The 23,952-nt window shown below is 47.5% G+C and carries 21 protein-coding genes and 2 tRNA genes; 4 read left to right on the top strand and 19 right to left on the bottom strand.

Features of this window, described 5'->3' with window-relative positions; all coding sequences use genetic code 11:
* Window positions 1-103: 103 nt before the first annotated feature.
* Entirely contained in the window at window positions 104-1,087 is a 984-nt protein-coding gene (locus AMS66_RS08935; protein WP_053780453.1) for an RluA family pseudouridine synthase, read from the bottom strand.
* Window positions 1,084-1,665, bottom strand: a complete 582-nt coding sequence (locus AMS66_RS08930; protein WP_053780452.1) for a cob(I)yrinic acid a,c-diamide adenosyltransferase — start codon at window positions 1,663-1,665, stop codon at window positions 1,084-1,086. Before AMS66_RS08930 ends, AMS66_RS08935 begins: the two co-directional genes overlap by 4 nt.
* 226 nt (window positions 1,666-1,891) lie before the next feature.
* Between AMS66_RS08930 and AMS66_RS08925 the strand changes: the two genes are divergently transcribed.
* Window positions 1,892-2,503, top strand: a complete 612-nt coding sequence (locus tag AMS66_RS08925) for a DedA family protein (RefSeq protein ID WP_024628348.1) — start codon at window positions 1,892-1,894, stop codon at window positions 2,501-2,503.
* 105 nt (window positions 2,504-2,608) lie between these two features.
* On the opposite strand, the gene AMS66_RS08920 is transcribed toward AMS66_RS08925, so the two are convergent.
* The 7 genes from AMS66_RS08920 to AMS66_RS08890 all read right to left on the bottom strand — a co-directional run bounded on the left by AMS66_RS08920 (window position 2,609) and on the right by AMS66_RS08890 (window position 6,851).
* Window positions 2,609-3,145 (bottom strand): bifunctional adenosylcobinamide kinase/adenosylcobinamide-phosphate guanylyltransferase, encoded by a 537-nt coding sequence (locus AMS66_RS08920; RefSeq protein WP_053780451.1) that lies wholly within the window; start codon window positions 3,143-3,145, stop codon window positions 2,609-2,611.
* 37 nt (window positions 3,146-3,182) lie between these two features.
* On the bottom strand, window positions 3,183-3,734 hold the full coding sequence (locus AMS66_RS08915; RefSeq protein ID WP_053780450.1) for a type 2 periplasmic-binding domain-containing protein: 552 nt from the start codon (window positions 3,732-3,734) through the stop codon (window positions 3,183-3,185).
* A gap of 159 nt (window positions 3,735-3,893) precedes the next feature.
* The gene (locus AMS66_RS08910) at window positions 3,894-4,160 is read right to left on the bottom strand and encodes an aspartyl-phosphate phosphatase Spo0E family protein (RefSeq protein WP_053780449.1); all 267 of its coding nucleotides are present in this window, start codon (window positions 4,158-4,160) and stop codon (window positions 3,894-3,896) included.
* A gap of 145 nt (window positions 4,161-4,305) precedes the next feature.
* Complete coding sequence (locus tag AMS66_RS08905; protein WP_024628344.1) at window positions 4,306-5,514, bottom strand: aminotransferase class I/II-fold pyridoxal phosphate-dependent enzyme; 1,209 nt, start codon at window positions 5,512-5,514, stop codon at window positions 4,306-4,308.
* A 13-nt stretch (window positions 5,515-5,527) separates the two neighbouring features.
* Window positions 5,528-6,028: an Lrp/AsnC family transcriptional regulator gene (locus AMS66_RS08900; RefSeq protein WP_024628343.1), complete on the bottom strand. Its 501-nt coding sequence runs from the start codon at window positions 6,026-6,028 to the stop codon at window positions 5,528-5,530.
* 158 nt (window positions 6,029-6,186) lie between these two features.
* Entirely contained in the window at window positions 6,187-6,546 is a 360-nt protein-coding gene (locus AMS66_RS08895; RefSeq protein ID WP_407944532.1) for a spore coat protein, read from the bottom strand.
* A gap of 71 nt (window positions 6,547-6,617) precedes the next feature.
* Window positions 6,618-6,851, bottom strand: coding sequence for a hypothetical protein (locus AMS66_RS08890; RefSeq protein WP_053780447.1), 234 nt, complete (start codon window positions 6,849-6,851; stop codon window positions 6,618-6,620).
* A 97-nt stretch (window positions 6,852-6,948) separates the two neighbouring features.
* Here AMS66_RS08890 and AMS66_RS08885 point away from each other — a divergent pair, with 97 nt between their 5' ends.
* The gene (locus AMS66_RS08885) at window positions 6,949-8,169 is read left to right on the top strand and encodes an NAD(P)/FAD-dependent oxidoreductase (protein ID WP_053780446.1); all 1,221 of its coding nucleotides are present in this window, start codon (window positions 6,949-6,951) and stop codon (window positions 8,167-8,169) included.
* 61 nt (window positions 8,170-8,230) lie between these two features.
* On the opposite strand, the gene AMS66_RS08880 is transcribed toward AMS66_RS08885, so the two are convergent.
* The 4 genes from AMS66_RS08880 to AMS66_RS08865 all read right to left on the bottom strand — a co-directional run bounded on the left by AMS66_RS08880 (window position 8,231) and on the right by AMS66_RS08865 (window position 13,120).
* Complete coding sequence (locus AMS66_RS08880) at window positions 8,231-9,445, bottom strand: MFS transporter (RefSeq protein ID WP_053780445.1); 1,215 nt, start codon at window positions 9,443-9,445, stop codon at window positions 8,231-8,233.
* A gap of 125 nt (window positions 9,446-9,570) precedes the next feature.
* Window positions 9,571-10,137, bottom strand: a complete 567-nt coding sequence (locus AMS66_RS08875; protein WP_053780444.1) for a hypothetical protein — start codon at window positions 10,135-10,137, stop codon at window positions 9,571-9,573.
* A gap of 120 nt (window positions 10,138-10,257) precedes the next feature.
* Window positions 10,258-10,677 (bottom strand): DUF350 domain-containing protein, encoded by a 420-nt coding sequence (locus AMS66_RS08870; protein WP_236703290.1) that lies wholly within the window; start codon window positions 10,675-10,677, stop codon window positions 10,258-10,260.
* A gap of 73 nt (window positions 10,678-10,750) precedes the next feature.
* On the bottom strand, window positions 10,751-13,120 hold the full coding sequence (locus tag AMS66_RS08865) for an endonuclease MutS2 (protein ID WP_053780443.1): 2,370 nt from the start codon (window positions 13,118-13,120) through the stop codon (window positions 10,751-10,753).
* A 187-nt stretch (window positions 13,121-13,307) separates the two neighbouring features.
* Here AMS66_RS08865 and AMS66_RS08860 point away from each other — a divergent pair, with 187 nt between their 5' ends.
* Both AMS66_RS08860 and AMS66_RS08855 read left to right on the top strand, forming a co-directional pair.
* Window positions 13,308-13,673, top strand: coding sequence for a phage holin family protein (locus AMS66_RS08860; RefSeq protein WP_053780442.1), 366 nt, complete (start codon window positions 13,308-13,310; stop codon window positions 13,671-13,673).
* A gap of 203 nt (window positions 13,674-13,876) precedes the next feature.
* Window positions 13,877-14,260 (top strand): cupredoxin domain-containing protein, encoded by a 384-nt coding sequence (locus AMS66_RS08855; protein ID WP_053780441.1) that lies wholly within the window; start codon window positions 13,877-13,879, stop codon window positions 14,258-14,260.
* Between the two features lie 104 nt (window positions 14,261-14,364).
* Here the strand turns inward: AMS66_RS08855 and zapA are convergent, their stop codons facing one another.
* From zapA to AMS66_RS08820, 6 genes are all read right to left on the bottom strand, one after another.
* Window positions 14,365-17,085, bottom strand: a complete 2,721-nt coding sequence (zapA, locus tag AMS66_RS08850; RefSeq protein ID WP_053780440.1) for a cell division protein ZapA — start codon at window positions 17,083-17,085, stop codon at window positions 14,365-14,367.
* Window positions 17,086-17,223: 138 nt separating this feature from the next.
* A complete protein-coding gene (gene pheT, locus AMS66_RS08845; RefSeq protein WP_053780439.1) occupies window positions 17,224-19,677 on the bottom strand; it encodes a phenylalanine--tRNA ligase subunit beta in 2,454 nt (817 codons plus the stop codon).
* Between the two features lie 72 nt (window positions 19,678-19,749).
* Window positions 19,750-20,784 carry a phenylalanine--tRNA ligase subunit alpha gene (gene pheS, locus AMS66_RS08840; RefSeq protein ID WP_024628331.1) on the bottom strand — a complete coding sequence of 345 codons (1,035 nt, stop codon included), beginning with the start codon at window positions 20,782-20,784 and terminating at the stop codon, window positions 19,750-19,752.
* A gap of 459 nt (window positions 20,785-21,243) precedes the next feature.
* Window positions 21,244-23,136 (bottom strand): ribosomal protection-like ABC-F family protein, encoded by a 1,893-nt coding sequence (gene abc-f, locus AMS66_RS08835; RefSeq protein WP_053780438.1) that lies wholly within the window; start codon window positions 23,134-23,136, stop codon window positions 21,244-21,246.
* Between the two features lie 526 nt (window positions 23,137-23,662).
* A tRNA-Gly gene (locus AMS66_RS08825) sits at window positions 23,663-23,733 on the bottom strand.
* A gap of 11 nt (window positions 23,734-23,744) precedes the next feature.
* Window positions 23,745-23,818, bottom strand: a tRNA-Pro gene (locus tag AMS66_RS08820).
* Window positions 23,819-23,952: the final 134 nt, after the last annotated feature.

Here is a 23,952-nt window from a genome sequence, read left to right as displayed (position 1 = left end):
ATCACTCACATAGGTTCATCTATCTAAAACCATTGATAGACAGCAGGGCACCGTGCACTGAGATGCTACACACAGCGCAAATCACAGGCCGATTCACAGTATTTTACAACGCTTCTCTGGGAGATGCCTCAACATCCAGGCGTGCCTCCAATGCCGCCATATCAGCGGGCAAAGGGGCATGGAACGTCATCCGATTGTGCAAAATGGGATGGTCAAACGATAGCTCGCATGCATGCAATGCCTGACGTGCAATCCAAGTGTCTCGTTCCTCCCGAACAGCCATGGTCTGTTCATCGATCTCATGCACGGGAAGGGTCTTATACATCCGATCCCCAATTAACGGGCAGCCGATCGATGTCATATGTACCCGTATTTGATGGGTTCTGCCGCTCTCCAGCTTCAGGTTCACCGCACTAGCGCTGCCACCCGCCCATCGGGCTACAGTCGTATATAACGTTCTTGCCACATACCCGTCAGGTGTAACGATTCGACGATGCGGCTCCTCGGGATCACGATCGATCGGGCCATCGATGGCCCCCTCTTCTTGGGCAGGACTACCGTGCACAAAGGCAATATACTTTTTCTCCACCGTTCCTGCGATCATCTGTTCCGACACATGCTGATGCACATATGGATTTTTCGCGATTGCCAGCACACCCGAAGTTTCCTGATCCAGTCGATGAATCGGTCTGAAGCGGAAACGCTCGCCTTTGGACTTCCAATAATGGACAACTCCGTTTGCCAATGTACCTGTGTAATGCCCATGTGTTGGATGTACAATGACACCGGAATCCTTGTTCACGATAAGCAAGTGCTCGTCTTCATATAGTATCGTAAAGGGAATCGGCTCAGGTAAAATATCATCCGACTCTTCCTGTTCCATTCGGACTTCCAGGACGTCCCCTGCGCTAACTTTGACGCTGATGTATACCCGTTCGCCATTTAACATAATTCCCTGCTCCGTGAGTTTGAGTCTCGACAGAAGCTTGCGCGAAACCTGCAGGCGGCGTTGGAGCACGGTCTTCAGCAGCCAGCCATCTTCATGTTCGGGAACGGTGTAAGTAAGTGGTGAATAATAACCGCTCATTCTTTGTCTTTGCGGCGGAATACTTTTTTGCTCCGCACATATTCAATGTCCGCTACCTGTTGTCTCGCATTGGCAGTCCGTGCAACAACGAAGAAATAATCAGACAGACGATTCAAATATCGTCGCACAGAAGGGTTGATATCCGTATGCTGTCCGAGTGTTACGGCGCGGCGCTCAGCACGGCGACATACTGTACGGCAGACATGCAATGTGGAAGAGAGCAGACTACCCCCAGGCAAAATAAACCGTTCTACCTTCGGATTTTCCTCATCATACTGATCAATCCATTGCTCAAGCCGGGTGGCCATCTCATCCCGCACTTTATATTTGGTTTCGCTGATTTTTACAAAGGCCAGATCGGACCCGCAATCAAACAATTCTTGCTGAATTTCGAGCAAGTGTTCACGCAGATCTTCAAATTCCCCATTCGCCTGATCAATAAAACTGATGGCCTGCCCAACAAAACAATTCAGCTCATCAATTGTCCCGTAAGCTTCAACCCGGTCATCGTCCTTGATGACCCGCCCTCCAATGACTGAGGTCTGTCCCTCGTCACCTGTTCGTGTATATATGCCCATTGTAATCCCTCCTATTGTTAATATCATTCGCATGGTAGAACGCTGGGGTTAAATATAAATGCATGCCCTTCTTGAGTTTAACTTAATCAGTATACTTGACCTGCTATGAATACGGGAATGCTATTATTTTCAGAAACCAGTGAGATCCTTCATACGTATATATGAGTTGGCGTACTCTGCCGAGTATACGCCAAATTCTTGCAAACCAAAAGTAGAGGAGACGATTATGCAAAACTGGATAACCGATTTCATGGAACAATACGGCTACATAGGCATTGCACTTATTATTGCTCTTGAAAACGTATTCCCCCCCATCCCCTCCGAAATCATATTACCATTTGGCGGCTTCATGACCACCTACACCAGCCTAACCCTTCCTGGCGTCATTATTGCGGCTACCATTGGTTCTGTGCTTGGTGCTGTCATTCTGTATGGGATCGGACTGCTGATTGATGTCAATCGACTGGAGAAGATTGTAGAACGTTGGGGTCATATTCTGCGGATCAAAAAAGAAGATATCCACCGTGTCGATGCATGGTTTGACAAATATGGAATGTGGACCGTACTATTCTGTCGCATGGTTCCCCTAGTTCGCAGCCTGATCTCGATTCCTGCCGGCATGTCCAACATGAAATTTGGTTTATTCCTGCTTTTCACAACCATTGGAACACTCGCCTGGAATATTATTCTCGTCTCGGTTGGTGCGGCGCTTGGTGCTTCATGGGAGAGTATCCTGCACTTTATGGACGTGTACTCCCTGGTCGTATATGTACTTCTGGCGATTATTGTTGTGGGCTGTATAATCTGGTGGATCAGACGAAATAAAACTCGGAAATAAAGAGATTTACACGCATAGCTTTTGTCATAAAATAAAGCCTCCGCACCACCATTTGTGGTGACGGAGGCTTCTTTAGGCTCGTCTATCGTTTAATGTTATAAAATGCTAATCTTCATATCGAAGCCCTCGATCTTTGAGATCAACAGCTAAACCAGATATCAACAGATACATCTGTTCCGAATGCGCCTGCAATGCCCGGTTAACCGACGCCATTCTTGCCGCAAAAATTCGTTCTTCCTCTGAAGGATACAAAGAACCGTGCATTTCATTGGTAATCACGAGCAGCTTTCCCTGGTAAGACAGAAGGGCGTCCAGCAACAACTGTGTCTCAGAACGCTGCTGATCCAGATCATCACTTGCCCTGAACCCTGCTGCCATCCATGCTGTCAGACTATCCACAATAACGATTCGCTGATCTGCGAGGAAGAGATTGGACTCTCGATTAATCTGGTGAAGCACCTCCGTCAGGTGCTGACCGTTTCCAGCCTGGATGGCACGATAATGAGCGGATGGTAATTCGGGAATCACGGGATCATGATCACCAGTGGATAAATAGATGCCTTCCCGGCTAATCCGGGCTGCGTATCCAAGCGCAAATCGGGTTTTACCACTGCCTATGCCGCCTGTGACCGTAATTAGCAATCCGCTCCCCTCCTTCAGTAGCCATACTAGATTGCATTTACTCTGTCAGCGCCTTCAGCACTTTCTTGGATTCTTCGACATTGGACGCTGAAACTGGAATGGTAGCAAACAGATTTTGCGCAGCATAATCTACATCTTTAAACATTTGCATGTCTTCCAGCGGAATGCCATAGAGATGTGATTCTGTCTTGATATCTGAACCGTCATCTCCTTCACCCTTCTCCACCAGAACCCCGCCTTCAAATACACCGCGCTTATACTTCTCCGGATCAAATGTATCATCAAGCGGAATATTGGAGCCGTTACTTCCGTACTGCTTCATATCAGCCTCAGGCAAAATAAAAATATCATGTCCACCAGCTGCATACTCTACCATAATTTTCTGAACATCATACATCGCACTGGTGATAACCTCCACCTTGGGCTCCTCGCCCAACTTTTGCTGCAAATTAGCTTGCAACTGCTCCGAGATCACGGATGGATTTCCTTGGTTGTCAATAAAAAAAATGGTAAACCCGTCCTTACCGCCACAACCAGCAAGCAGAAAAATCATAGAAATAATTGCGGTAAGCCCCCAAAATCTCTTCATTCCAGTTCCCCCTTTAGTCTCCTATGTACAATATATCACAATTGTTCCACGCAAAAAAATAACCCTGCTTATCCGAAGCAAACTGTTCATAAATCAAAAAAAAGACCCCTACCGGGTCTTCTTCGAATTGCATACGTAACGTTTCGATACAACGAAAAATTATTTTCCTTTAATCGGATTAGCCTTCATGTATTCATTAATCTTCAAATCTAGCAAGCTGCTAATTTCAATTACAATATCGGATGTGAATGATTTCTCTTCAAGGAATATCTGTTCCATCTTGCGGCGTAGCATATGGATCTCATCTTCCAAGGAAACGTTATGCAAAGATGCGTGATCCGGTTTCACCGACCATCGGTCGCCATGATCGCCTTCTGCCAAATAATGCCCACGATTAGTCGGTAAATCATATTCAACACAAAACAAAGCCAACCCCTCCTTGGAAAAATTAGTTTCCAAATACAAGAAAAACATATTTCAAATTGAAATTATATCACAATATTTTGTAAAAGAAAGTTATTTTTTTCTAGTTTGAAGAATGTTCACAATTGTTTTAAGCTTCTAATCCCTATTAACCCTCTTTTTGCAGCTTGTAAACAAAGTTTCCGATTCGTTCCAATGCTTCATTCAATTGGGTCACGGATGTTGCATAGGAACAACGAAGAAATCCTTCACCTTGTGGACCGAACACATTACCTGGAACAGCCGCTACTTTATTTTCCGTTAGCAGGCGTTCGGCAAAAAGATCTGAACTCAGCCCTGTCTTCTGGATACTAGGAAATGCATAAAATGCTCCCTGAGGTTCATGGCAGTCCAGTCCAATTTCCCGAAAACCCTGTACGATAAGGCGTCTGCGCTGATTATAGGATTCGACCATTCTATCCTTCTCACCCAAACCGTTTGTCAATGCCTCAAGCGCAGCCACCTGTCCCATGGCAGGTGCACACATCACCGTATATTGATGGATTTTGAGCATCGCTGCAATCAGTTCAGGATGTCCACACATATACCCGATTCGCCAGCCGGTCATCGCAAAAGCCTTGGAAAACCCACTAACCAATATGGTTCGTTCCTTCATATCCGGAATTGAAGCGAAACTAACATGTTTTTGCGTATACGTCAGCTCTGCATAAATCTCATCCGCGATGACGATCAGGTCATGCTTTTTAATCACTTCAGCAATAGGCAGCCATTCTTCATAGGTCATAATGGCACCTGTTGGATTACTCGGATAACATAAGATAACCACCTTGGACTTCGGTGTAATTCCCGCTTCCAGCGCCTCGGCAGTCAGTTTAAACTGATCCTTCGCATACGTTTCTACACCAACCGGTATACCTCCACCAATCGAAGCGATTGGAGAATATGCCACATACGAAGGTTCGGGAATAAGAATCTCGTCTCCAGGTACGATTAATGCACGCAATGCCAGATCAATGGCCTCACTACCACCAACGGTAACGATAATCTCATCCTTAGGATCATACTTGGTATCAAACTGAGTGTCCAGATACTCGCTAATGGCTTCCCTCAGTTTAGGCATTCCCGCATTGGAAGTATAACTGGTCATGCCTCTTTCGAGTGAATATACACAAGCTTCACGCATATGCCATGGTGTTACAAAGTCCGGTTCACCTACACCCAGTGTGATGATGTCCTTGTTGTCGCCGACCAAATCAAAAAATTTACGTATACCGGATGGCGGTATCTGTTGAACCAAAGGTGCCAGGTACGAAGTCATTTTCTTGTTGTTTCCTGTTGTCTGTTCATTCACTATCATGACGCATCTTCCTTTACGGCGAGATCATGAGACGGTTGTCTTCCTGATGGTCTTCAAAAATAATCCCGTCCTGCTTATATTTTTTAAGAATAAAATTCGTTTTGGTTGAAAGTACAGAGTCAATCGGAGACAATTTCTCCGATACAAAATTAGCGACTTCACGCAGGTTGCCACCTTCTACTTCTACGAGCAGATCATATGCACCTGACATGAGATATACCGATTTCACTTGCGGATACAGATAAATGCGTTCAGCGATTCCTTCGAAGCCACGCCCACGCTCAGGCGTAATCTGCACTTCGATCAAGGCTGTTACTTTCTCATCATCGATCTTGCTCCAATTCACAACGGTTGCGTATTTCACAATAACGTGGTCCTGTTCAAGCTGTGCCACGGCGTTCTTGATCTTATCTTCCGACTCCCCCAGCAGCGTCGACAGCAGTGCGGGAGTCCTTCTCGCGTCTTCCTTCAACAAATCCAGAACTTTTAATTGCAGATCGTTCAGATCCTTCATGTCTTTCCCTCCAGCGTCATTCAGGTTCCTGAAAATGAATTAATACTTATATTACATGAATTCAACGATCATGCAAAGACAAAAACCGCCCGCCCTGAATTCGGGCAAGCGGTGGTATGGTCTGCAACAGTCCCTGCTTCAAACCATAATTACAAAGGTTACATGTAATAAGGGTTACCGTAATTCGGTTGATGCTGGGGTACATTAGGTGCCTGGCTGTAAGCACTGGCCTGCGTATTCTTTTCCTGAATGAACTGTTGGCATTTCTGTTGGGTCTGGTGGGCCGATTGAATCTGCTTGTCCACATCCTGGCGCAATGCCTTCGAACCTACCGAATACATGTTGTTCTGCTGCATCACATTGAACAGCTCACCTTGCAGACGGAGTGTGTCATTGGTCAAGTCTGTGAACATCCGGCGTGTAATCGGGCAGGAAGCTTCGGTTGTTGCTGTCGTATATTCACGCGCGGTTCGTCTTAAATCCGCAAGAATCGACTTCAACAAATCCTGCTCCTGCATAAATGATCCATTAGAAGTTGAAGATTGAGAATACACACGGTTTCCTCCTATACGGTTAGATTCAGCTTATATTACTGTGCTTGTGTTGGAGCAATAGATTGATGTTGCTGCAGAGCATTGACGAGTGTGTTCAGATGCTGTTCATGGGAACGAACATAGTGATTCAGTGCCTGCTGAATTTGCGGATGTTGTGAGATGGAAGCTGTGGCCGCACACTGCTTGATTAGCAGTTCTTCATTGGTTATTGAATCCGCAATATAATTCAATTCTTTCGGACTCAGCGCTTGCATGGATTGATTCTGCATGTTTCGTTGACCTCCTCGGCATAAAGTTTATGCGCAATTATTGTTAACCCGGTCACTCAAAAGTATACAAACGTTAATAGCAAAGGAGATGTTTCTCATGGATCTGGTCTATGGTACACCTTTCTGGCCTTCCACTTTTAATACAAATTCCACCTATCCGCCGCTACAAACCGACATCTCCTGTGACTGCCTGATCATCGGCGGTGGTATGGGGGGCGCACTGACTTCCGAATTGCTCACGGAGCGTGGAGTTAACACAGTAGTCATTGATAAAAGGAAAATTGCCCATGGCAGTAGCTCTGCCAATACAGGTCTTTTACAATACACGAACGATAAAACACTGACCTCCTGTATTCATACCTTTGGCGAAAAAACAGGTGTGCGGTTCTATGAATTATGTCGTGAAGCCATGCAGAAGCTTACACAAATTGCGGACAAGCTAGATACGGATCCCTGGTTTATTCCGCGGACCAGTTTCTGTTTTGCCAGCAGCAAAGATGATATAGCCATGTTGGATGAAGAATATCAAACGTTGAAGCGGTATGGCTTTGAAGCTGAACTGTGGAATTCCGACAAAATTAGCAACCATTTTCCGTTCAGCAAGCCTGCCGCATTGTATACGTTGGGGGATGCCGAAGTGAACCCGTATCGCTTTGTTCATGCCTTGTTTGAATCGGCGAACAAAAGAGGTGCACGAATCTACGGACAGACGGAGATGATTCATTGTGAATTCGATGATGATGGTGTGCTGTGTCATACTTCAGGTGGGAAAATCCGTGCCAGTAAGGTTATTTTTGCTGCCGGTTATGAGACACAGGCCATCAAAAGGGACCAAGGAGCCTACCTGCAAACCACCTATGCTATTGCTACTAAGCCGTTGCCAGACCTGAAAGAATGGCATGAGCACAGCCTGATCTGGGAGACAGCACGCCCTTACCTGTATATGAGAACAACACCAGACGGACGGATGATTGCTGGAGGTCTGGATGAAGAGACACCGCGGGAAGATCAGCGCGAGATTCGGGCAAAACACCGGGGAGATACACTCCTGGAAGAAGTTCGCTCTTATTTCCCGTTGGATGATCTTGAAGTTGATTATGCCTGGGGTGCCGTGTTCGGAAATACACATGACGGTCTTCCGTTTATCGGGCCACATCCCGAATACCCACATTCTTATTTTCTCGAGGGTTATGGCGGTAATGGGACGGTGTACAGCATGTTCGCTGCTTCTATTTTGGCTGATGCTGTTACAGGCGTTAAGAATGGTGATATGGAACTTTTCTCATTAACGAGAACGAGTAAGCCTACTCCTGTATAAGCAATATCTCAATAAATAAGGGTACAGCTCAGGATCAAATCCCTGGACTGTACCCTTTTTTCTATGCAGAAGGTTTTTGCTGATCCGGATGTACTAACATTTTGCGCATAAATATCCAGCCAATAAGCGGGAAAGCCCCAAGCGCCACAATAAGCCAGGTTAACGTTTGTAATGAAGGGCCATTCATGACAGTCAAGATAAATACAGCAAGGCCAAATAAACGACCGACCATCAAACACAGCTCCCTTAATACGACAAGTTCAACCCTTTTCTCTACATTTTCGCCGCTCGTTCCCATCAGGTCGAATCCTGCCGAAATCATCGGCAAAATATACAGTGGCATCGACAAGGCTGACCCGATTCCCATAATCAAAAGCGTCCCATAGCTGACCTTCCATAACAAAGGAATCAATACGATAAATAACAATATCGCTCCAGCTAACATTCCCCTGGACCTGTATTGCGGCTTAAACCATTTCCCTGCGGCCCAGTAACTCACCAGAGCTACGGCAGAAGTGATTAACGAGAACTGCCCAAGCTTATATTCCTGCTTCGTAGCTATATAGACGAGCAATGCAATCAGAAAGGCAAATACACCTTCTCGCACGCCTTGCGCGAACAGTCCCATGCCAAGCGGTCTCCATGGACTATCCTTGACAGATAACTGTCGCCACGGTTCAGACCAGCGGTATGTGCCGCTGACCTCCCTTTTTTTCAGAAAAAAACTGAACACGACGGCAATCACATAAATCACCAACGAAACCGTAAAGATAAGGCGATAGCCCGTATTATCAGCCATTCGTGAAATAATAAGACCTGAGAACCATGGGCCGATAATGCCTGTCATGGAACCCAATAAACCCACCCAACCGTTGAACAGGTCCCTATTTTCCCGGTCAGTCACCTCAAAATAAACAACGTTGAACGCAATCCAGAACAATCCGAGTGCACATCCAAACAAAATCCCCAGAGGCCATATCCAGTCAACCGCCCTTGGTCCCGCCCATAACACAAGCATGTAAAAAACACCTGACAATCCCGTTCCCAATCGCAACGCACTCATTTTATTATGTTCCTTGACCCACTTCCCCGCGAGCCAGAACGTGAGTCCGAGTGCAATTTGCTGGCTTATCGTGAACCATCCCAGCATGGCGTAATCCGGACGACTTTTCCACAGATATACATTCAGAAACGTCCCCGACAAAGCTCCAGCTAACACAAACAATCCATTCACGCCTAGTAGCAGAATGGATTGTCGGCCCAGAGAAATCTTCATCTGCTCCCTCCTTATTCCACCTGAAGTCAGCACTTCATAGGCAGGTCTCAGGGTTAACGTACCCCAAGCAGAAGGAAAACATGATGAATTTCCCGGAATATTATATTTAGAACGTTAGACCTTCTTTATTTCCGCGCACTCAAATTCTGGATCAGACGCAGACGGTCATCTTCGGACAAGTTATATTGAACCTGGAAGCAGCCCGAGCATACATACATTTGTACATAGAACGGCGCATCCAGCAACGAGTCCGCACCGGAAACGGCATTGGCAACAGGGTTAAAAGTATCCTTGGTTGCCTTCTGTGTACCCGTGAGAATCATGAATTCACGACAGTGTGGGCATTCCGGTACCTCTTCTTGCAAGTCAAGTTGCTTCTCCACGCCTTCTTCGTATTGAATCAAGTCATTTCCCTCATCCGCATACTTCGTCAATGTACGAAGCTCCGGCAATTTCAGCTCTACTTCATCTCCCCACAGGTTGGCGAGATCCGTAGTTTGTTCATCGTCCACGACATCATCCATATCATAGATGTCTTCCTCGGCTTCATCGTTCTCTTCATCACCGATATTGATGTTTAGTGTACGATATCCCTTTAATTCATTGTGACAGTATGGGCACTCTTCTTCAGGACCTAGTTCCTCATCCCATACAATCTCTGTGTGACACCATGGACATACTGTTGGTTCCATATTGAATCAACCTTTCTCTTTCAGATAATCATGTGTTCAACACATAAATGACGCCTATGGCAAAAAATACAATCGATGCAGCAAACAGAATCCGTATCAATATTTTCATGAACGGTCCCCCTACATGATGCTCGCGCCAATAACAAATGACAACGAGACGGAAATAATCATTGAAATCAATCCAACGGCCCGGTTATCCGCTTCAATCTCTTTGTCAATAGAGAACACCGGTGTCAGAAACTCGAATAGAAAATAAGCAATGAGCAGAAGGACAAACCCCACAAATGACCACGTCATAGCTTCATACACCGATGATTTGGCCTGAATGCAGAAATGAAGCACGTTACAGATTCCAAAGATCTTGCCTCCTGTAGCCATTGCAACCGCCACATTGCCCTTCTTGATTTCATGCCAGCATTTGTACTTGGTCACCAGTTCAAAGCAAGCAAGAAATACAAGCAGCTCCATAATCGCTACGGAGAAAAATCCGAGCACCATCCCTAAGGGATGAGACAGCAATTGGTCAATCGTCCCTTTCACTCATCGTTCCCCTTCCCCATTCTGCTGCCTGAAACCCACTCAGGCGGCAGAACATCTTTGATTCTTGGTAGGGCTATTCCAATTCAGCGACGGTCACACCGTTTCCGCCTTCTCCGTAATTGCCCAGCCGGTAACTTTTTATATGTCTATGCTTACGCAGGTAATCCTGAATACCGGAACGCAAAATTCCTGTTCCTTTACCATGAATGATATAAACCTGACCCAGATTAGCAAGGAAGGCTTCATCGATAAAACGGTCTGTCTCCATCAAGGCCTCTTCCAAATTCGTGCCCCGCAAATCCAGTTCACTTTTCACATTGTCATCGCGAGTTCGCTTCATACCCGTTACCGGTTTCTGCTTCGGTTTGGATTCTGCTGGTGCAGACTGCTGTAATTCAAGATCATTCAGGGATACTTTCATTTTCATAATCCCTAACTGAACCATGGCTTCCTTGCTGCCGGACATCTCCACCACATGACCTTTTTGATTCAAACTGTAGACAAGAACTTCGTCGCCAGGGCCGATGGCCCGAGACTTCGTGGCCGTTGCAGTACGCTTAATTGTCTTCCTGCGTTTCTCCGGTTCCGCTTCATCCAGTTGTTTGCGAGCAGCAATCAGTTTGTGCTCTTTCACGGATGCGCCCTCTTCCATAGCGAGCAGGCGAAGATCGGCTATAATCTTCTCAGCTTCCGCTCTGGCCTTGTCCACAATGTTCCGGGCGTCTTCTTCCGCTTTTTCAATACGGCGGTCACGCTGCTGTTCCAGCTTCTCCAGTTCGACTTGGTGACGACTGCGCAATTTCTCCATATCCTGGCGCAGACGCTCCGCACTTTCACGTTCTTGCTCAGCAGTAAGCCGGTTCTCTTCCAGAGAAGCGATCATATGCTCTACGCGCTGGTCTTCCTCTTTCACTTCGCCACGAGCATAATCCAGTATGTATCCTGGCAGACCCAGTCGCTCCGCAATTGCGAACGCGTTACTCCGTCCCGGAACACCTACGAGTAATCGATAGGTCGGACTCAGTGTATTGACGTCGAATTCCATGCTGGCATTAATAACACCTTTGCGCTCATAAGCATAAGCCTTCAGCTCACTGTAATGCGTTGTTGCTACCATGCGGCATCCGGTCTGATGCATATGCTCCAGAAGGGAGATCGCCAGCGCAGACCCTTCTGCTGGGTCAGTACCTGCCCCAAGTTCATCCAGCAGCACCAGGCTTTTGGTGGTCATGTTTTTCAATATCCGAATGATGTTCGTCATATGGCTGGAGAACGTACTCAGATTCTGTTCAATGCTTTGTTCGTCACCAATGTCCGCGTAAATTGCATCAAATACACATAGCTGGCTGCCGTCTTCGGCCGGAACGAACAAACCAGACATCGCCATGAGACTCAGTAATCCAATGGTCTTCAGCGTTACCGTCTTACCACCCGTATTTGGACCCGTTACAATTATGGACGTATAATCGTTGCCGAGTTCAATATCGGTGGGCACCACATTTTCAATCGAAATCAGCGGATGACGCCCCTTCTTGAGCTTGATGAATCCACGATCATTCATTCGTGGCAATGTGGCCTTTAATTCACGGGCTAGACGTGCTTTGGCAAAAATAAAATCCAAAGATCCCAGCAGGTCAACATCATACAATAACCACTCTGCCTGTTCACTGACAAGTGCTGTCAATTTCTGCAAAATCACTTCAATTTCGCGTTCTTCCCGAATTCGGGTCTCACGTAGTTTGTTATTCATCGCAACAATGGATTCCGGCTCAATAAAAAGAGTTGCTCCCGAACCGGATTGATCATGTACAATCCCGCCAAAGTACGAGCGATACTCCGATTTCACGGGAATTACGAAACGATCTCCCCGAATTGTAATCAGCTGGTCCTGCAGCATTTTGGATACCGTCGAAGAACGAATCATCGAATCCAGCTTCTCGCGGATGCGAGCTTCACCACCGCGCAACTCACGACGAATCTGCGCCAGTGTTACACTTGCGCTATCCGAGACTTCGGCATTGTCGTCAATACAGATACGAATCTCATCTTCAAGTGTTTTTTGCTCAGATAACTGATCACTGATATAGAAAATCGATTCCACCTTTTCATCCTCGTGCAATGCAGCGATCTGACGTTTCAATCGACGTGCTGCCAAGGTGGTGTTGGAAATTCCCAGTAACTCATGCGGGTTTAACGTCCCCCCGATTTCGGCTCGTTTGATGGAAGCGGTAATGTCCACAATTCCTCCAAAAGATGGAGAGCCTTTCAGACGGTCAAACGTAAAAGCTTCATCTGTTTGCTGGAGCAGTCTCTTCACTTCTTCCAGTTCACTGATCGGCTCCAATTGATCCGCTTTCTTTTTTCCCATTGTAGTCTGGGCAAAGCTTTGCAATGTATTTAAAATTTTGCGATATTCCAAAGTGTGTAAAATTTTCGTGTCCAAATGTACAACTCCTTCCAAACTATAACTGTATTATAACGAAAGAAACTTTCCAGCGCTATTTAACGAATCCTTCCACACATAACTTGGGACATAGCGCCGCAAACTACAGGTGTCAGGATTGTGCAACCTCGTTATTGAACAGGATGTACAATGCTCAATCCGATCTGAATAAAGGAGGTATAACACCATGAATTTTCTGGGACATGTCGTGCGATTTATCATCGCCGCAATTGTTTTGATGGTCGTCAGCTGGATCGTACCCGGATTCGCCGTGGGTGGTTTCTGGAGCGCACTGATGCTTGCTTTGGTTATCGCTCTACTCGGCTGGGTTGTTGAAGGCATCTTCGGTAAAAGGGTTAACCCTTTTGGACGCGGTATTGTCGGCTTCATCGTCAGCGCACTGGTGATCTGGATTGGTCAATATGTCGTAGATCATGTGCATGTCAGTCTGCTTGGTGCCGTTCTGGCTGCATTGGTCATCGGGATCATTGATCTGTTCATCCCGGTTTCCACCCCTTTTGATGCCGGAAGAAGATCCAAAGATCACGCATAAGCTCCAACGAACCTACTCCCCACAGGCTTCCCCTAAACCTCTGATGGCTTAAACGCCTGATGAGGTTTATTTTTTTGTTATGTGCAAGCTGATGTTCAAAAAAACGACATAGGCAGCATGTACAGGCATCGTCAATTTGCGGTATGATGACTGAAGAAATCATTCAAATTTTATCCATATCACGCTTTTTAAGGAGGCACATCATGAAAAAAGGCATGGCATGGCTTACAGCCTGTATGCTGATCCTGGTTCTTGCTGCATGTGGTGGAACTGGACAATCCGCAGGATCAAACAGCGAGTCCGATTCGGATGTAACTGCAAGCGAAGAACTGGTAATCAAAGCAAGCAACTATGAATTTGACCAACCTGAGTACCACTTGAAAAAAGGTGTCCCGGTTAAGATTGTTTATGAAAATACAAATGGTAACCATGGCGTTCTCGTGCCCGAGCTGAACCTTCGGCTGGACACCAAGAACAGTTCCAAAGTGATTACTCCTGACAAAGCAGGGGAATTTGAAATGTCCTGTTCTGTCTATTGCGGGAGCGGTCACGGCAGTATGATCTCCAAAATTATTGTTGAAGAATAGTGTTCAAGACAAGGAGCCCCCGTAGCGACGGGAGCTCTTTCTTCATTATAACAAATTGTACAAGAGTGCGCTGTCCAGGATTCCAGTTATGACGTAATCATCAGCTAGGTCTGATCCTGCTCAATCAATTCAATCCATTCGTTATATTCCGTCTGCAATTTCGTATATTCATCCCGCAATTGGCGGTAATCCGTATTCAGTTGCTCCGCCTTCTCCTGCTCCATTTCACGTTCAACTTGCAGCAAACGCAGCTGGTTAGCCGCAACTTCATACCGCTCACCGATCTCCAGCAGTTCATTCTCCATCGTCTGCTTTTCTTCGATCGCTTCTGCACGCTGCTTGTCAAGCTGCTGCCGCTCATGTTCCAGCTCTTCTACCTTCTCCACACTGGCAGCACTTTCTTTCTGCCAGAGATTCACTTCATTCTCAAGTGCAGCCCATCGTTCCTGCCAGGATTGCTCCTGAGCCGCCCATTCATCAGCACGCCGTTGCCAAACCTGCTCTTGTTGTTCCGCATGTTGTTCTGCTTGTTCTACCCTGGAGCTTAGCTCAACTTTCCGAGCAGTCAGCTCTTGCAGGCGAGAGGAGAGCTCTGCCTGTTTGGCAGACAATTCTTCATGCTTAATCTGCCACTCAAGTGCTTCTTCTTCTGTCTGAGTCAGCAAGCTGCCTTGTTCATCAATTCGTTCAGACAGCTGGCTGGCATTCTGCCTGGATTCTTCAAGCGCACGCATGATTTCTTTCTTTTCTTCGCTCATTTCATTCAGCTTGCGAGTATAGTCCTCTTCACGCTGCAGTGCATCACCATAATCCTTGCGGATTTGTTTATAACTTTCCTGCAGCTTGTTCAGTTCTTCACGCGCTTCATTCAATTCACCATCAAGCTCTTTATGCTGCTGCTCCAGACGACCTGCTTGCGCAATATAACGTTCAGCTTCTTCGCTGGCGTGACGAGCTTCTTCTTTAACGACGGATAATTCATCATGAAGGGACTGTACACCAGACTCCAGCGTTTCATTCTGTTCCGCAGCTTCGAGTACCTGCGTCTCCAGTTCACCGATTTCGATCAGGCGTTGTTCAGCCTGCTCTTTCCAGGACTGCTCGCTCTGCGTCAGTGCGCCGAGTTCATGTTGCAATGTCCGTACTGCCGCATGAGCCTGCTCAAGCACTTTTTGCAGCCTGCGCTGCTCATCCTCAGACTTCACTTCGGCTTCACGGAGTTTCTTGATCTCCTGTTCAAGCTGGCCGTGCTGTTCCTGTACTTTACGCAGCTGTGCTGTCAGAGAAGATTCACGTTCAACGGTCTCGTTATACTGCTGCTTCCACTGCTGTTCCGCTTCCCGGGACTGCTCTACCTCAGCTTCTGTGTTGCGAAGCTGTTCAGTCAGCTGAGCACTATCTGCTTTTAATTGTTCCAGCTGCTGCTCCAATTCCGTAATTCGACGAAGCTGAACATCCTGCTCCTGTTTGTATACGGCTTGTTCACTGCGCAACGTTTCCGTTTGATTACGCTCGTGTTGGAGCTGTTGCTCCTGATCCACAACAACCTCTTGAGCATTCTTGAGCTGCTTACGCACCTCGGCTAGCTGGCCTTCAACATCGGTTAAGCGCGATTTGGCCTGTTTACGCTCTTCTTCCAACTGCTGCTTCAGCTTGCCTCGTTCTTCTTGCAGCAAAGCCTCAGCAGTTACCGCAGCTTCATTCGCTTGAGTCTGGGCTGCTTCATGGATTTGCTGAAGCTGCTCCTCATAAGCCGCTTCTTTTTCCATCCACTCCAGTTCCGCCTGTTCGGATGACTCCTTGAACGTTGATTTCAGCTGCTCTATCTCAGCCAGTCGCTTCTGCTCTGCTTGCTGCTGCAGTGCGGCTTGTTCTTCTTTTGCCTTTTCAGTCAGCTGTTGAGCCTGATTCGCGGCAGCTTGCTCTGCCTGCTGAATACGCTGTTCCATCTCGGATTGAAGTTCACGGTATTGAAGCTGTGCTTCTTCCTGAACTTTTTGCAATTGGGCCTCTGCTTGTTCCAATTCAGACAAAATTGCCGCTTCTGCTTGTTCCTTCGCTGTTTGTACTTGCTGTGCGGCCTGCACCTCAATTTTTTGACGTTCTGCCACGGCCCGAGCTTCGGCTTCTTTCAGCTGAGCTGCCGTCTTATCCTGCAGCTCCTTGTATTGTGCAGCCGCTTTGGCCTGGGCTTGCTGCAACTCATTTGCAGAACGTGTCTGTGCTTCCTTCAGCTGCGCTGCCGCCTGAGTCTGTGCATTCTTGATTTGATTCGCTGCTTTTTCTTCTGCTTCTTTGAGACGCGCCTGTGCCTTCTCCTCAGCCGCTTTCAGTTGCGCCGCAGTTTGAGCCTGAAGCTTTTGCTCGCGACCTGCTGCCTGAGCGCGTTCTTGCTCCAGTAATGTATTAAGCTTGGCTATTTCTGCCTGCTGATCTTTCTGGAGCTTCGCGATGGCCTGTTCCGCCTCAGCCTTAAGCTTCATTGCTTCAGCGAATTCTTGGTCTCTGCGTTCCAGTTCCTGCTGATGTTCATTTTGTATGGCGTTCAACCGGTTCAATTCGTTTCTCAGTTCTGTACGTTCTCCAGTAAGCATCTTCAGTTCATTCCGAATTTCATGAGTCTGAAGAGACTGTTCAGCCATATGTACAGCCGCCAGCACCGCAATACGCGGAGTATCCAGACGGGAATTTTGCTTGGAGATCGCGCTCATACGCTCATCTACCAGGTTTGCTACTTGTTTCATATAGTCGGCACTGCTGCCAACCAGTTTATAGGAAGTCCCGTAGATCTCTACGGTGACGCGTGTACGATCAGGTGTAGTCACAGTTGTGCCCTCCTTCAAGTCTGTATGTTGATTCTAAGCTGTTTAACAAAAAAAGTCACATCGATCCTCTAATGCTAAGGATTCGATGTGACTTCAAGCAATTCCTGCTAATCTTTGTTCAAAAAATTGACTTATGTTCTATTTACGCAATTCGGCTCCAAATTGCTCCTCCAGACGAGCAACAACATGAGCATGAACCTCGGTAATTTCCTCATCTGTCAATGTGCGTTCACGATTGCGATAAACGAGAGCCATCGCTACACTCTTCTTGTCTTCACCCAATTTGCTGCCTGTGAACACGTCGAATACCTGTACGGTTTGCAGCAGCTCACCAGCAGATTCACGAATCGCACGCAGCATATCCCCAGCTTCGATATCTTTACTCACAACAACCGCGATATCCCGCTCAACTGCAGGGAAACGTGGAAGCTCACGATAACGGATATCCGCATCCGCTTCACTGTAGATAGCTTCAAGCCCGATCTCCGCGAGGTACACATCATTCAGATCATATTGCTGTTGCAGTTCAGGATGCAATTGACCCATCGTACCGATCAGTTTGCCTTCTCCGCCATCTTTTCCTTCCAGGTATACCGATGCAGAACGACCAGGATGGAAACCTTCTGGACTGTTTGCCACCAGGCGAATGCGCTGCTCCAGACCGACATAGGAGAACAGATTCTCAAGTGCACCTTTCAGATCAAAGAAGTCTACTTTCTCTGCTCCCACATTCCACTGCTGGGATGCACGATTACCGGTGAGCAATAAGCTCAGGACAGGAATCTCATGCGGTTGCTTGGTCAGCTTTTCTTCTTCAGTGAAGAACACACTGCCTACTTCAAATACAGCCAGTGAATCATGCTTGCGGTTCATGTTATACACCGCTGCATCCAGCATTTGCGGCAAAATGCTCTTGCGAAGCACGCTGCGATCCTCACTCATTGGCATAGCCAGCTTCACAGCTTTACTGCCTTCTGTCAGAGCAGGGAACAAGGAAACTTTATCCGGGTGTACGAACGAATAGCTGATCATTTCCTGCCAGCCACTACCTGCAAACAGGCCACGAATGGTACGGCGCATCGCTTGCGAACGCGTATAAGCACCCGGTGTCGTTGGTCCTTCAATCAGTGTGGTTGGAATATTGTCGTATCCATACAGACGGGCAACCTCTTCAAACAGATCCACGTCAAGTGTAATATCCCCTCTGCGGCTTGGCACTTCAACATCCAGCAGGCCCTGCTGCGCATCACCACACGCAAAGTGCAAACGAGCGAAAATGGTTTTCACTTCAAGCAGGGACAACTCGGTTCCCAGATAGCGATTCAGTTTCTCCAGCGACAGCTGTACAACGCGTTTATCCGCAGCAGCTGTTCCTGCTTCCACAATTCCCTGATGAACTTCGCCTTCTGCATAACGCTGTATCAACTCAGCCGCACGGTTCAATGCCGTAATGACAGCAGCCGGGTCGACTTCCTTCTCAAAACGCATGCTTGCTTCGGAACGCAGCCCCAGTTGGCGCGACGTTTTCCGAACAGTTCCGCCATCAAACTTGGCGGATTCCAGCAACAGATTCACAGTGGTTTCCGTTACCTCGGAATTCTCGCCACCCATAACACCCGCGATGGCTACCGGTTTCACGCCATCCGTAATGAGCAGCATATGCGGCTCCAGCTTGCGCTCCTGGCTATCCAGCGTCACGATCGTTTCGCCTTCTTTGGCCATCCGCACTTCGATATGGCCCTTCTCCAGTTTATCTGCATCAAAAGCATGCAGCGGCTGTCCGTATTCCAGCATGACATAGTTCGTGATATCGACGATATTATTGATCGGACGGATGCCAGCGGCCATCAAACGGTTTTGCATCCACTGCGGGGAAGCTCCGAGCTTGATCCCTGTTACATAACGGGCTGCATAATGACTGCATTGTTCGCCAGCCGTAATCTCAACCGAGATATGATTCGCAGCCGCATCACCGATTTCCACCATCTTCTCTTCAGGGTCAGGCAATTTCACTTCACGACCCAGAATTGCACCTACTTCATAAGCTGCACCAAGCATGCTCAGACAGTCGGAGCGGTTCGGTGTCAGGTCAAGTTCAAGAACATGATCATCGAGACCAAGCACCTGGCTGATTGGTGTGCCAATTTCCGTTTGTGCTGGCAGAACAAGAATGCCTTCCTGTTGGTCCTTCGGCAGCAACTTGTCGTTCATGCCCAGTTCTTTCGCAGAGCAGATCATGCCAAGGGATACAACACCGCGCAGCTTGGCTTTTTTGATATCGAGTCCACCAGGGAGCTTCGCTCCAACCAGGGCAACGACTACCTTTTGACCCGCATCCACATTTTTCGCACCACATACGATCTGCAGATCTTCTTCCTGTCCAGCATCAATCACACATACATTCAGCTTGTCAGCGTCAGGGTGCTTCTCCTTGCTCTTCACGTAACCGACAACCACTTTGTTCACGCCCTGGTTCCGGTTCTCCACTACATCAATCTCAATCCCTGCACGAGTGAATTTCTCTGCCAACTCCTGCGGTGCCACGCCTTCCAGCGCGATATAATCAGACAGCCAATCTGTCGATACTCTCATGGACGTTCACTTCCTAATCTATGAATTGGTGTTGCAAATGAAGGGCGTTTGCCCTGTATACTACTTCGGTAATTACAGGCGTCCGAATTGTTTCAAGAACGCCATATCACTGTTGTAGAAATGACGAATATCATCAATGCCATATTTCAGCATAGCAATACGCTCTACGCCCATTCCGAATGCAAACCCACTGTATTTCTCCGGATCATAACCGCCCATCTCAAGTACTTTCGGGTGAACCATACCGCCGCCCAAAATCTCAAGCCAGCCCGTCTGTTTACATACCCGGCAGCCACTACCACCACATTGCACACAAGTGACATCCACTTCAGCACTTGGCTCGGTGAAAGGGAAGAAACTTGGACGGAGACGAATTTCAGTGTGTGAACCGAACATTTCGCGTACGAATTGCAGCAAAGTGCCTTTAAGGTCACTCATGCGAATGTTCTCGCTAATGACCAAACCCTCAACCTGATTGAACTGGAACGAATGCGTCGCATCGTCATCGTCACGACGGTATACTTTACCCGGACAGATGACTTTAACAGGCACTTCGCCTTTCATGCTTTGCATGGTACGAACCTGAACCGGTGACGTATGCGTACGCATCAACAGGTCTTCTGTTACATAGAAGGAATCCTGCATATCACGCGCCGGGTGGTTCTTCGGCAGATTCAGTGCTTCAAAGTTGTAATAATCCATTTCAACCTCAGGACCTTCCGCTACTCGGTAGCCCATGCCGATGAAAATATCTTCGATTTCCTGTACCACTTTGGTCAGTGGATGCAGTCCGCCTTGACGTCCGCGACGTCCCGGCAGGGTCACATCAATTTTCTCGGATTGCAGACGTTTCGCCGTCTCTTCCTTCTGGAACTGCTCCTGTTTGCTGTCAATGACTTCTTCAATCGCGCCGCGAACATCATTGGCGACCTGACCAATCACCGGACGCTCCTCTGCACTTAGCGCACCCATACCGCGCAAAATCTCGGTCAACGCACCCTTTTTCCCCAAATACTTTACACGCAGATCACTCAGCGTCTGTGGATCGTTCACGCCAGACAGCTGTTCCAGCGCTTCGATCTTTAATGCCTCCAAACGTTCTTTCATGTGTAAATGCCCCCTTTTTGTGGTGTTAATGCAACAAAAAAAGGCCTTCTCTCCCCTGAAGGGACGAAAAGACCGTGGTACCACCCTTGTTAGACATTCAGTGCTGCCTGGCCCTTCCGGCCTGCAACATGTTTGTCTCACTCTATACGGAATAACGACCGTTAACCGTTACCCCCTACTAACTCCTGCGATGAATCACAAGATATGGTTCAGGGAACCGCTCCGGAGTGAATTTCAGCAGCCTTGTTCTACAGAAACGCTCTCAATCTACGGCGCTTCCTCCCTGTACAGAGGCACTGCTTACTTGTCTCCATCATCACGTTTGCATGTCAGAAAAACCTTCAAATTTACTGATGATCGTCCATTATTATATGCAAAATCGCTCGAAATAGCAAGCCGTAAAGCCGCATGATTAAACGTTAAGCCAAAAAGTAAAACGGCATAAGCTTCGTCACTCGATCACTTCTGTTTTCGCACTTCGCGCAACTGTTTCAAACGACGCTGAATTTCACGAACCTCGGTTACTTCAGCCGCCCGTTCAATTACCTCATCAGGCTTGGTCAACACATCATTGCCCACACTGTTCATGGGAGATAACAACTCGGACAAACGCATCTCAAGCCGTAGCCGTTCATCATCTGACTCTCGAACCTCAAGGGCGGACTCTCGCATTTTAATGGATTGCTCCCGATCCTCCACCCCGCCTTCAAACAGTGTAGCTTTCCCACCAGGCTCCAGATCAAGCAAGCGGCTGGCGAGTACTTTAGTCAGCATACGGTCATGGGATACGAGTACCAGTGCTCCGGATGCCTGCTTCAATATATTCTCCATCACTTCCTGTGTGTCAATATCCAGATAATTGGTCGGTTCATCCAACACCAGCAGGTTGGCTCCGCCGAAATACAACCGCAGGAACGCAACCCTGCACTTCTCCCCCATGCTCAAATCCCCAATGCGCTTGAACACATCATCTCTCGAAAACAAAAAGCATCCCAGAATGGTACGGGCAGCACTTTGTGTCATGGATGGAAGACTGAGCAAACTGTCCAGAAGCGTCTGACTTTCCGGTAATCCCTCAAGCTCTTGCGAAAAATAACCAACCTTCAGCTGTGGATGACGTGTCACCTTTCCTTCAGAAGGTTCCAGTTCCCCGATCATCAGCTTGAGCAACGTCGTCTTGCCTGTGCCATTTGGACCGCGTACGGCAAGACGATCTCCACGTCCGACCGCAATCCGGAGATTGTGAAGCAACGTTTGGCTTCCCTGATAGCCAAAGCTAACATTTTCTAGTCCAAGGAGCTGGCGCGCAGCCAGCGTGTTCACTTGCAGCTCCATGTTCAATTTCGCAGCTTCGCGGGGTTTATCCACGCGTTCCTTCTCCAGACGCTCCAGTTGCTTTTGCTTGGCATGGTAGCGGGAAATGTTCTTGTTGGCTTTGGCTTTGTAAAAGCTCTGGGTAATTTTGACCTCCACATCGGTCGCTGAATTATGAGCCTGATGAAACCATTCCTGATAATTGCGAATCGTCTCTTCTAGCGCTTTTCGTTCCAGCTCCTGCTTGCGATAGGTTGCTTCCTGCTCACGCAATTCGCGTTCTTTATGGCCTTTGTAATCCGTGTAACCCCCCTTATATTTGGTCAGAGCATCCGGGGTGAACTCGATGACACCCGTTGCCACCTGATCAATAAAGGTCCGGTCATGAGAGACAAACAACAATGTTCCGGCATAGGTGGATAGCCATTCTTCAAGCCAGCGCATGCTCTCTTCATCCAGATGATTTGTCGGTTCATCCAGAATCAGAAATTTGGGTTTACTGACCAGCAGTCCTGCGAGACGAGCCTTCGTTTTTTGCCCACCACTCAAAGAATGATACGATTTGCTCCAATGTTCCGACGATAATCCGAGACGCGTCAGTACCTTCTCTACCTCAGTTTCCCACATATACCCGTTCAATTGCTCGTATTGCTCCATCGCTATTGTATATGCTTCGAGTAGCCGCTGCTCATCTGCCGCTCCACTGTTGCTCATACGTTGTTCCAGGTCTTCCAGGTCACGCTTCACCTCGTAGATCCGTCCACTTTCCTGCCGGACAGCATCAAGCACATTCATCTCAGGTTTGATCAAGGAGCGCTGGCGCATGAAACCCCACTCTTGCTGCGGAATGTGGCGTTCGATGCGTCCACCACCATCTTCTTCTCCAAGAATTATGCGTAATAAAGTGGTCTTGCCACACCCGTTGCGACCCAGGATGGCAAGCCGCTCCCCTTCATTTATTTCCAGATTCAATCCTGCGAATAACTCATTCCCGTTCCACTCTTTCGATACTTCATGTAGGCGTACCATTGTCATCATGAGGCCTCATCCTTCCTGCAATTCAAAATAAAAAACCGCTGGCATCAGCCGGCGGTCTGGCAATTCAGGATTGGATAAAGCGTCAAAAAACAAGCATAAGATACCCCACGGTATGAACAAAGAACCCCTAAAAGGGTACACACAAGCCAGAACAGCCTGCACGTTTCCATACCTGATCCCATAGCTGAATTTGGACACACGAATCCCCTCATTGCTCAGCCGCTTTTTGGCTGACTGCGTCAATACACTCTCTGCAGTTACTGGGGTTCAATTCATGTGTTTTACTTCATGGGACGTATGGTTACCTCTCATTCATGTGTAGTATCGATTTCTCCGTTATTGTACCAGATGATGGGGAAAAAGCAAAGGTTTTGAATTCGGAGCCATTGATATGGCTCGATGTAGCCCATCGTGATAGCCTAAACTCAAATCAACATCTTTATTCAAATATGACTTGTGATACACTAATTTCGAAAAAAAGAAAAAAACCTTGTTCTCACAAGGGTTTCAGGTGTTGCATTAGTTAAGCGGGTGATGGGAATCGAACCCACGCTATTAGCTTGGAAGGCTAAAGTTCTACCATTGAACTACACCCGCGCGAATGACGATCGGGACGACACGATTTGAACATGCGACCCCCTGGTCCCAAACCAGGTGCTCTACCAAGCTGAGCTACGTCCCGTCAAGTTCCGAGGAACATTAATATGAATATTACAAAATTAATATACCATGATCATCCAACGCTTGCAACTTCTTTTTAACAGACTCCCTCCTCGTTATGAAACCAAAAGAAGACAGAAGCGTGTCTGCGCCCCT

Source organism: Paenibacillus xylanivorans, assembly GCF_001280595.1.
Classification (GTDB): Bacteria; Bacillota; Bacilli; order Paenibacillales; family Paenibacillaceae; genus Paenibacillus; species Paenibacillus xylanivorans.
The sequence above is the reverse complement of the archived record's forward strand: the minus strand, read 5'-3'. Positions and strand labels throughout refer to the sequence as shown.

What these genes read in the sequence shown, in the direction of transcription:
- AMS66_RS08935 (WP_053780453.1), bottom strand. Translation starts at nt 1,087, where the DNA reads ATGAGCGGTTATTATTCACCACTTACTTACACCGTTCCCGAACATGAA.
- AMS66_RS08930 (WP_053780452.1), bottom strand. Translation starts at nt 1,665, where the DNA reads ATGGGCATATATACACGAACAGGTGACGAGGGACAGACCTCAGTCATT.
- AMS66_RS08925 (WP_024628348.1), top strand. Translation starts at nt 1,892, where the DNA reads ATGCAAAACTGGATAACCGATTTCATGGAACAATACGGCTACATAGGC.
- AMS66_RS08915 (WP_053780450.1), bottom strand. Translation starts at nt 3,734, where the DNA reads ATGAAGAGATTTTGGGGGCTTACCGCAATTATTTCTATGATTTTTCTG.
- AMS66_RS08905 (WP_024628344.1), bottom strand. Translation starts at nt 5,514, where the DNA reads ATGATAGTGAATGAACAGACAACAGGAAACAACAAGAAAATGACTTCG.
- AMS66_RS08900 (WP_024628343.1), bottom strand. Translation starts at nt 6,028, where the DNA reads ATGAAGGATCTGAACGATCTGCAATTAAAAGTTCTGGATTTGTTGAAG.
- AMS66_RS08895 (WP_407944532.1), bottom strand. Translation starts at nt 6,546, where the DNA reads ATGCAGGAGCAGGATTTGTTGAAGTCGATTCTTGCGGATTTAAGACGA.
- AMS66_RS08890 (WP_053780447.1), bottom strand. Translation starts at nt 6,851, where the DNA reads ATGCAGAATCAATCCATGCAAGCGCTGAGTCCGAAAGAATTGAATTAT.
- AMS66_RS08885 (WP_053780446.1), top strand. Translation starts at nt 6,949, where the DNA reads ATGGATCTGGTCTATGGTACACCTTTCTGGCCTTCCACTTTTAATACA.
- AMS66_RS08880 (WP_053780445.1), bottom strand. Translation starts at nt 9,445, where the DNA reads ATGAAGATTTCTCTGGGCCGACAATCCATTCTGCTACTAGGCGTGAAT.
- AMS66_RS08875 (WP_053780444.1), bottom strand. Translation starts at nt 10,137, where the DNA reads ATGGAACCAACAGTATGTCCATGGTGTCACACAGAGATTGTATGGGAT.
- AMS66_RS08860 (WP_053780442.1), top strand. Translation starts at nt 13,308, where the DNA reads ATGAATTTTCTGGGACATGTCGTGCGATTTATCATCGCCGCAATTGTT.
- AMS66_RS08855 (WP_053780441.1), top strand. Translation starts at nt 13,877, where the DNA reads ATGAAAAAAGGCATGGCATGGCTTACAGCCTGTATGCTGATCCTGGTT.
- pheT (WP_053780439.1), bottom strand. Translation starts at nt 19,677, where the DNA reads ATGAGAGTATCGACAGATTGGCTGTCTGATTATATCGCGCTGGAAGGC.
- pheS (WP_024628331.1), bottom strand. Translation starts at nt 20,784, where the DNA reads ATGAAAGAACGTTTGGAGGCATTAAAGATCGAAGCGCTGGAACAGCTG.
- abc-f (WP_053780438.1), bottom strand. Translation starts at nt 23,136, where the DNA reads ATGATGACAATGGTACGCCTACATGAAGTATCGAAAGAGTGGAACGGG.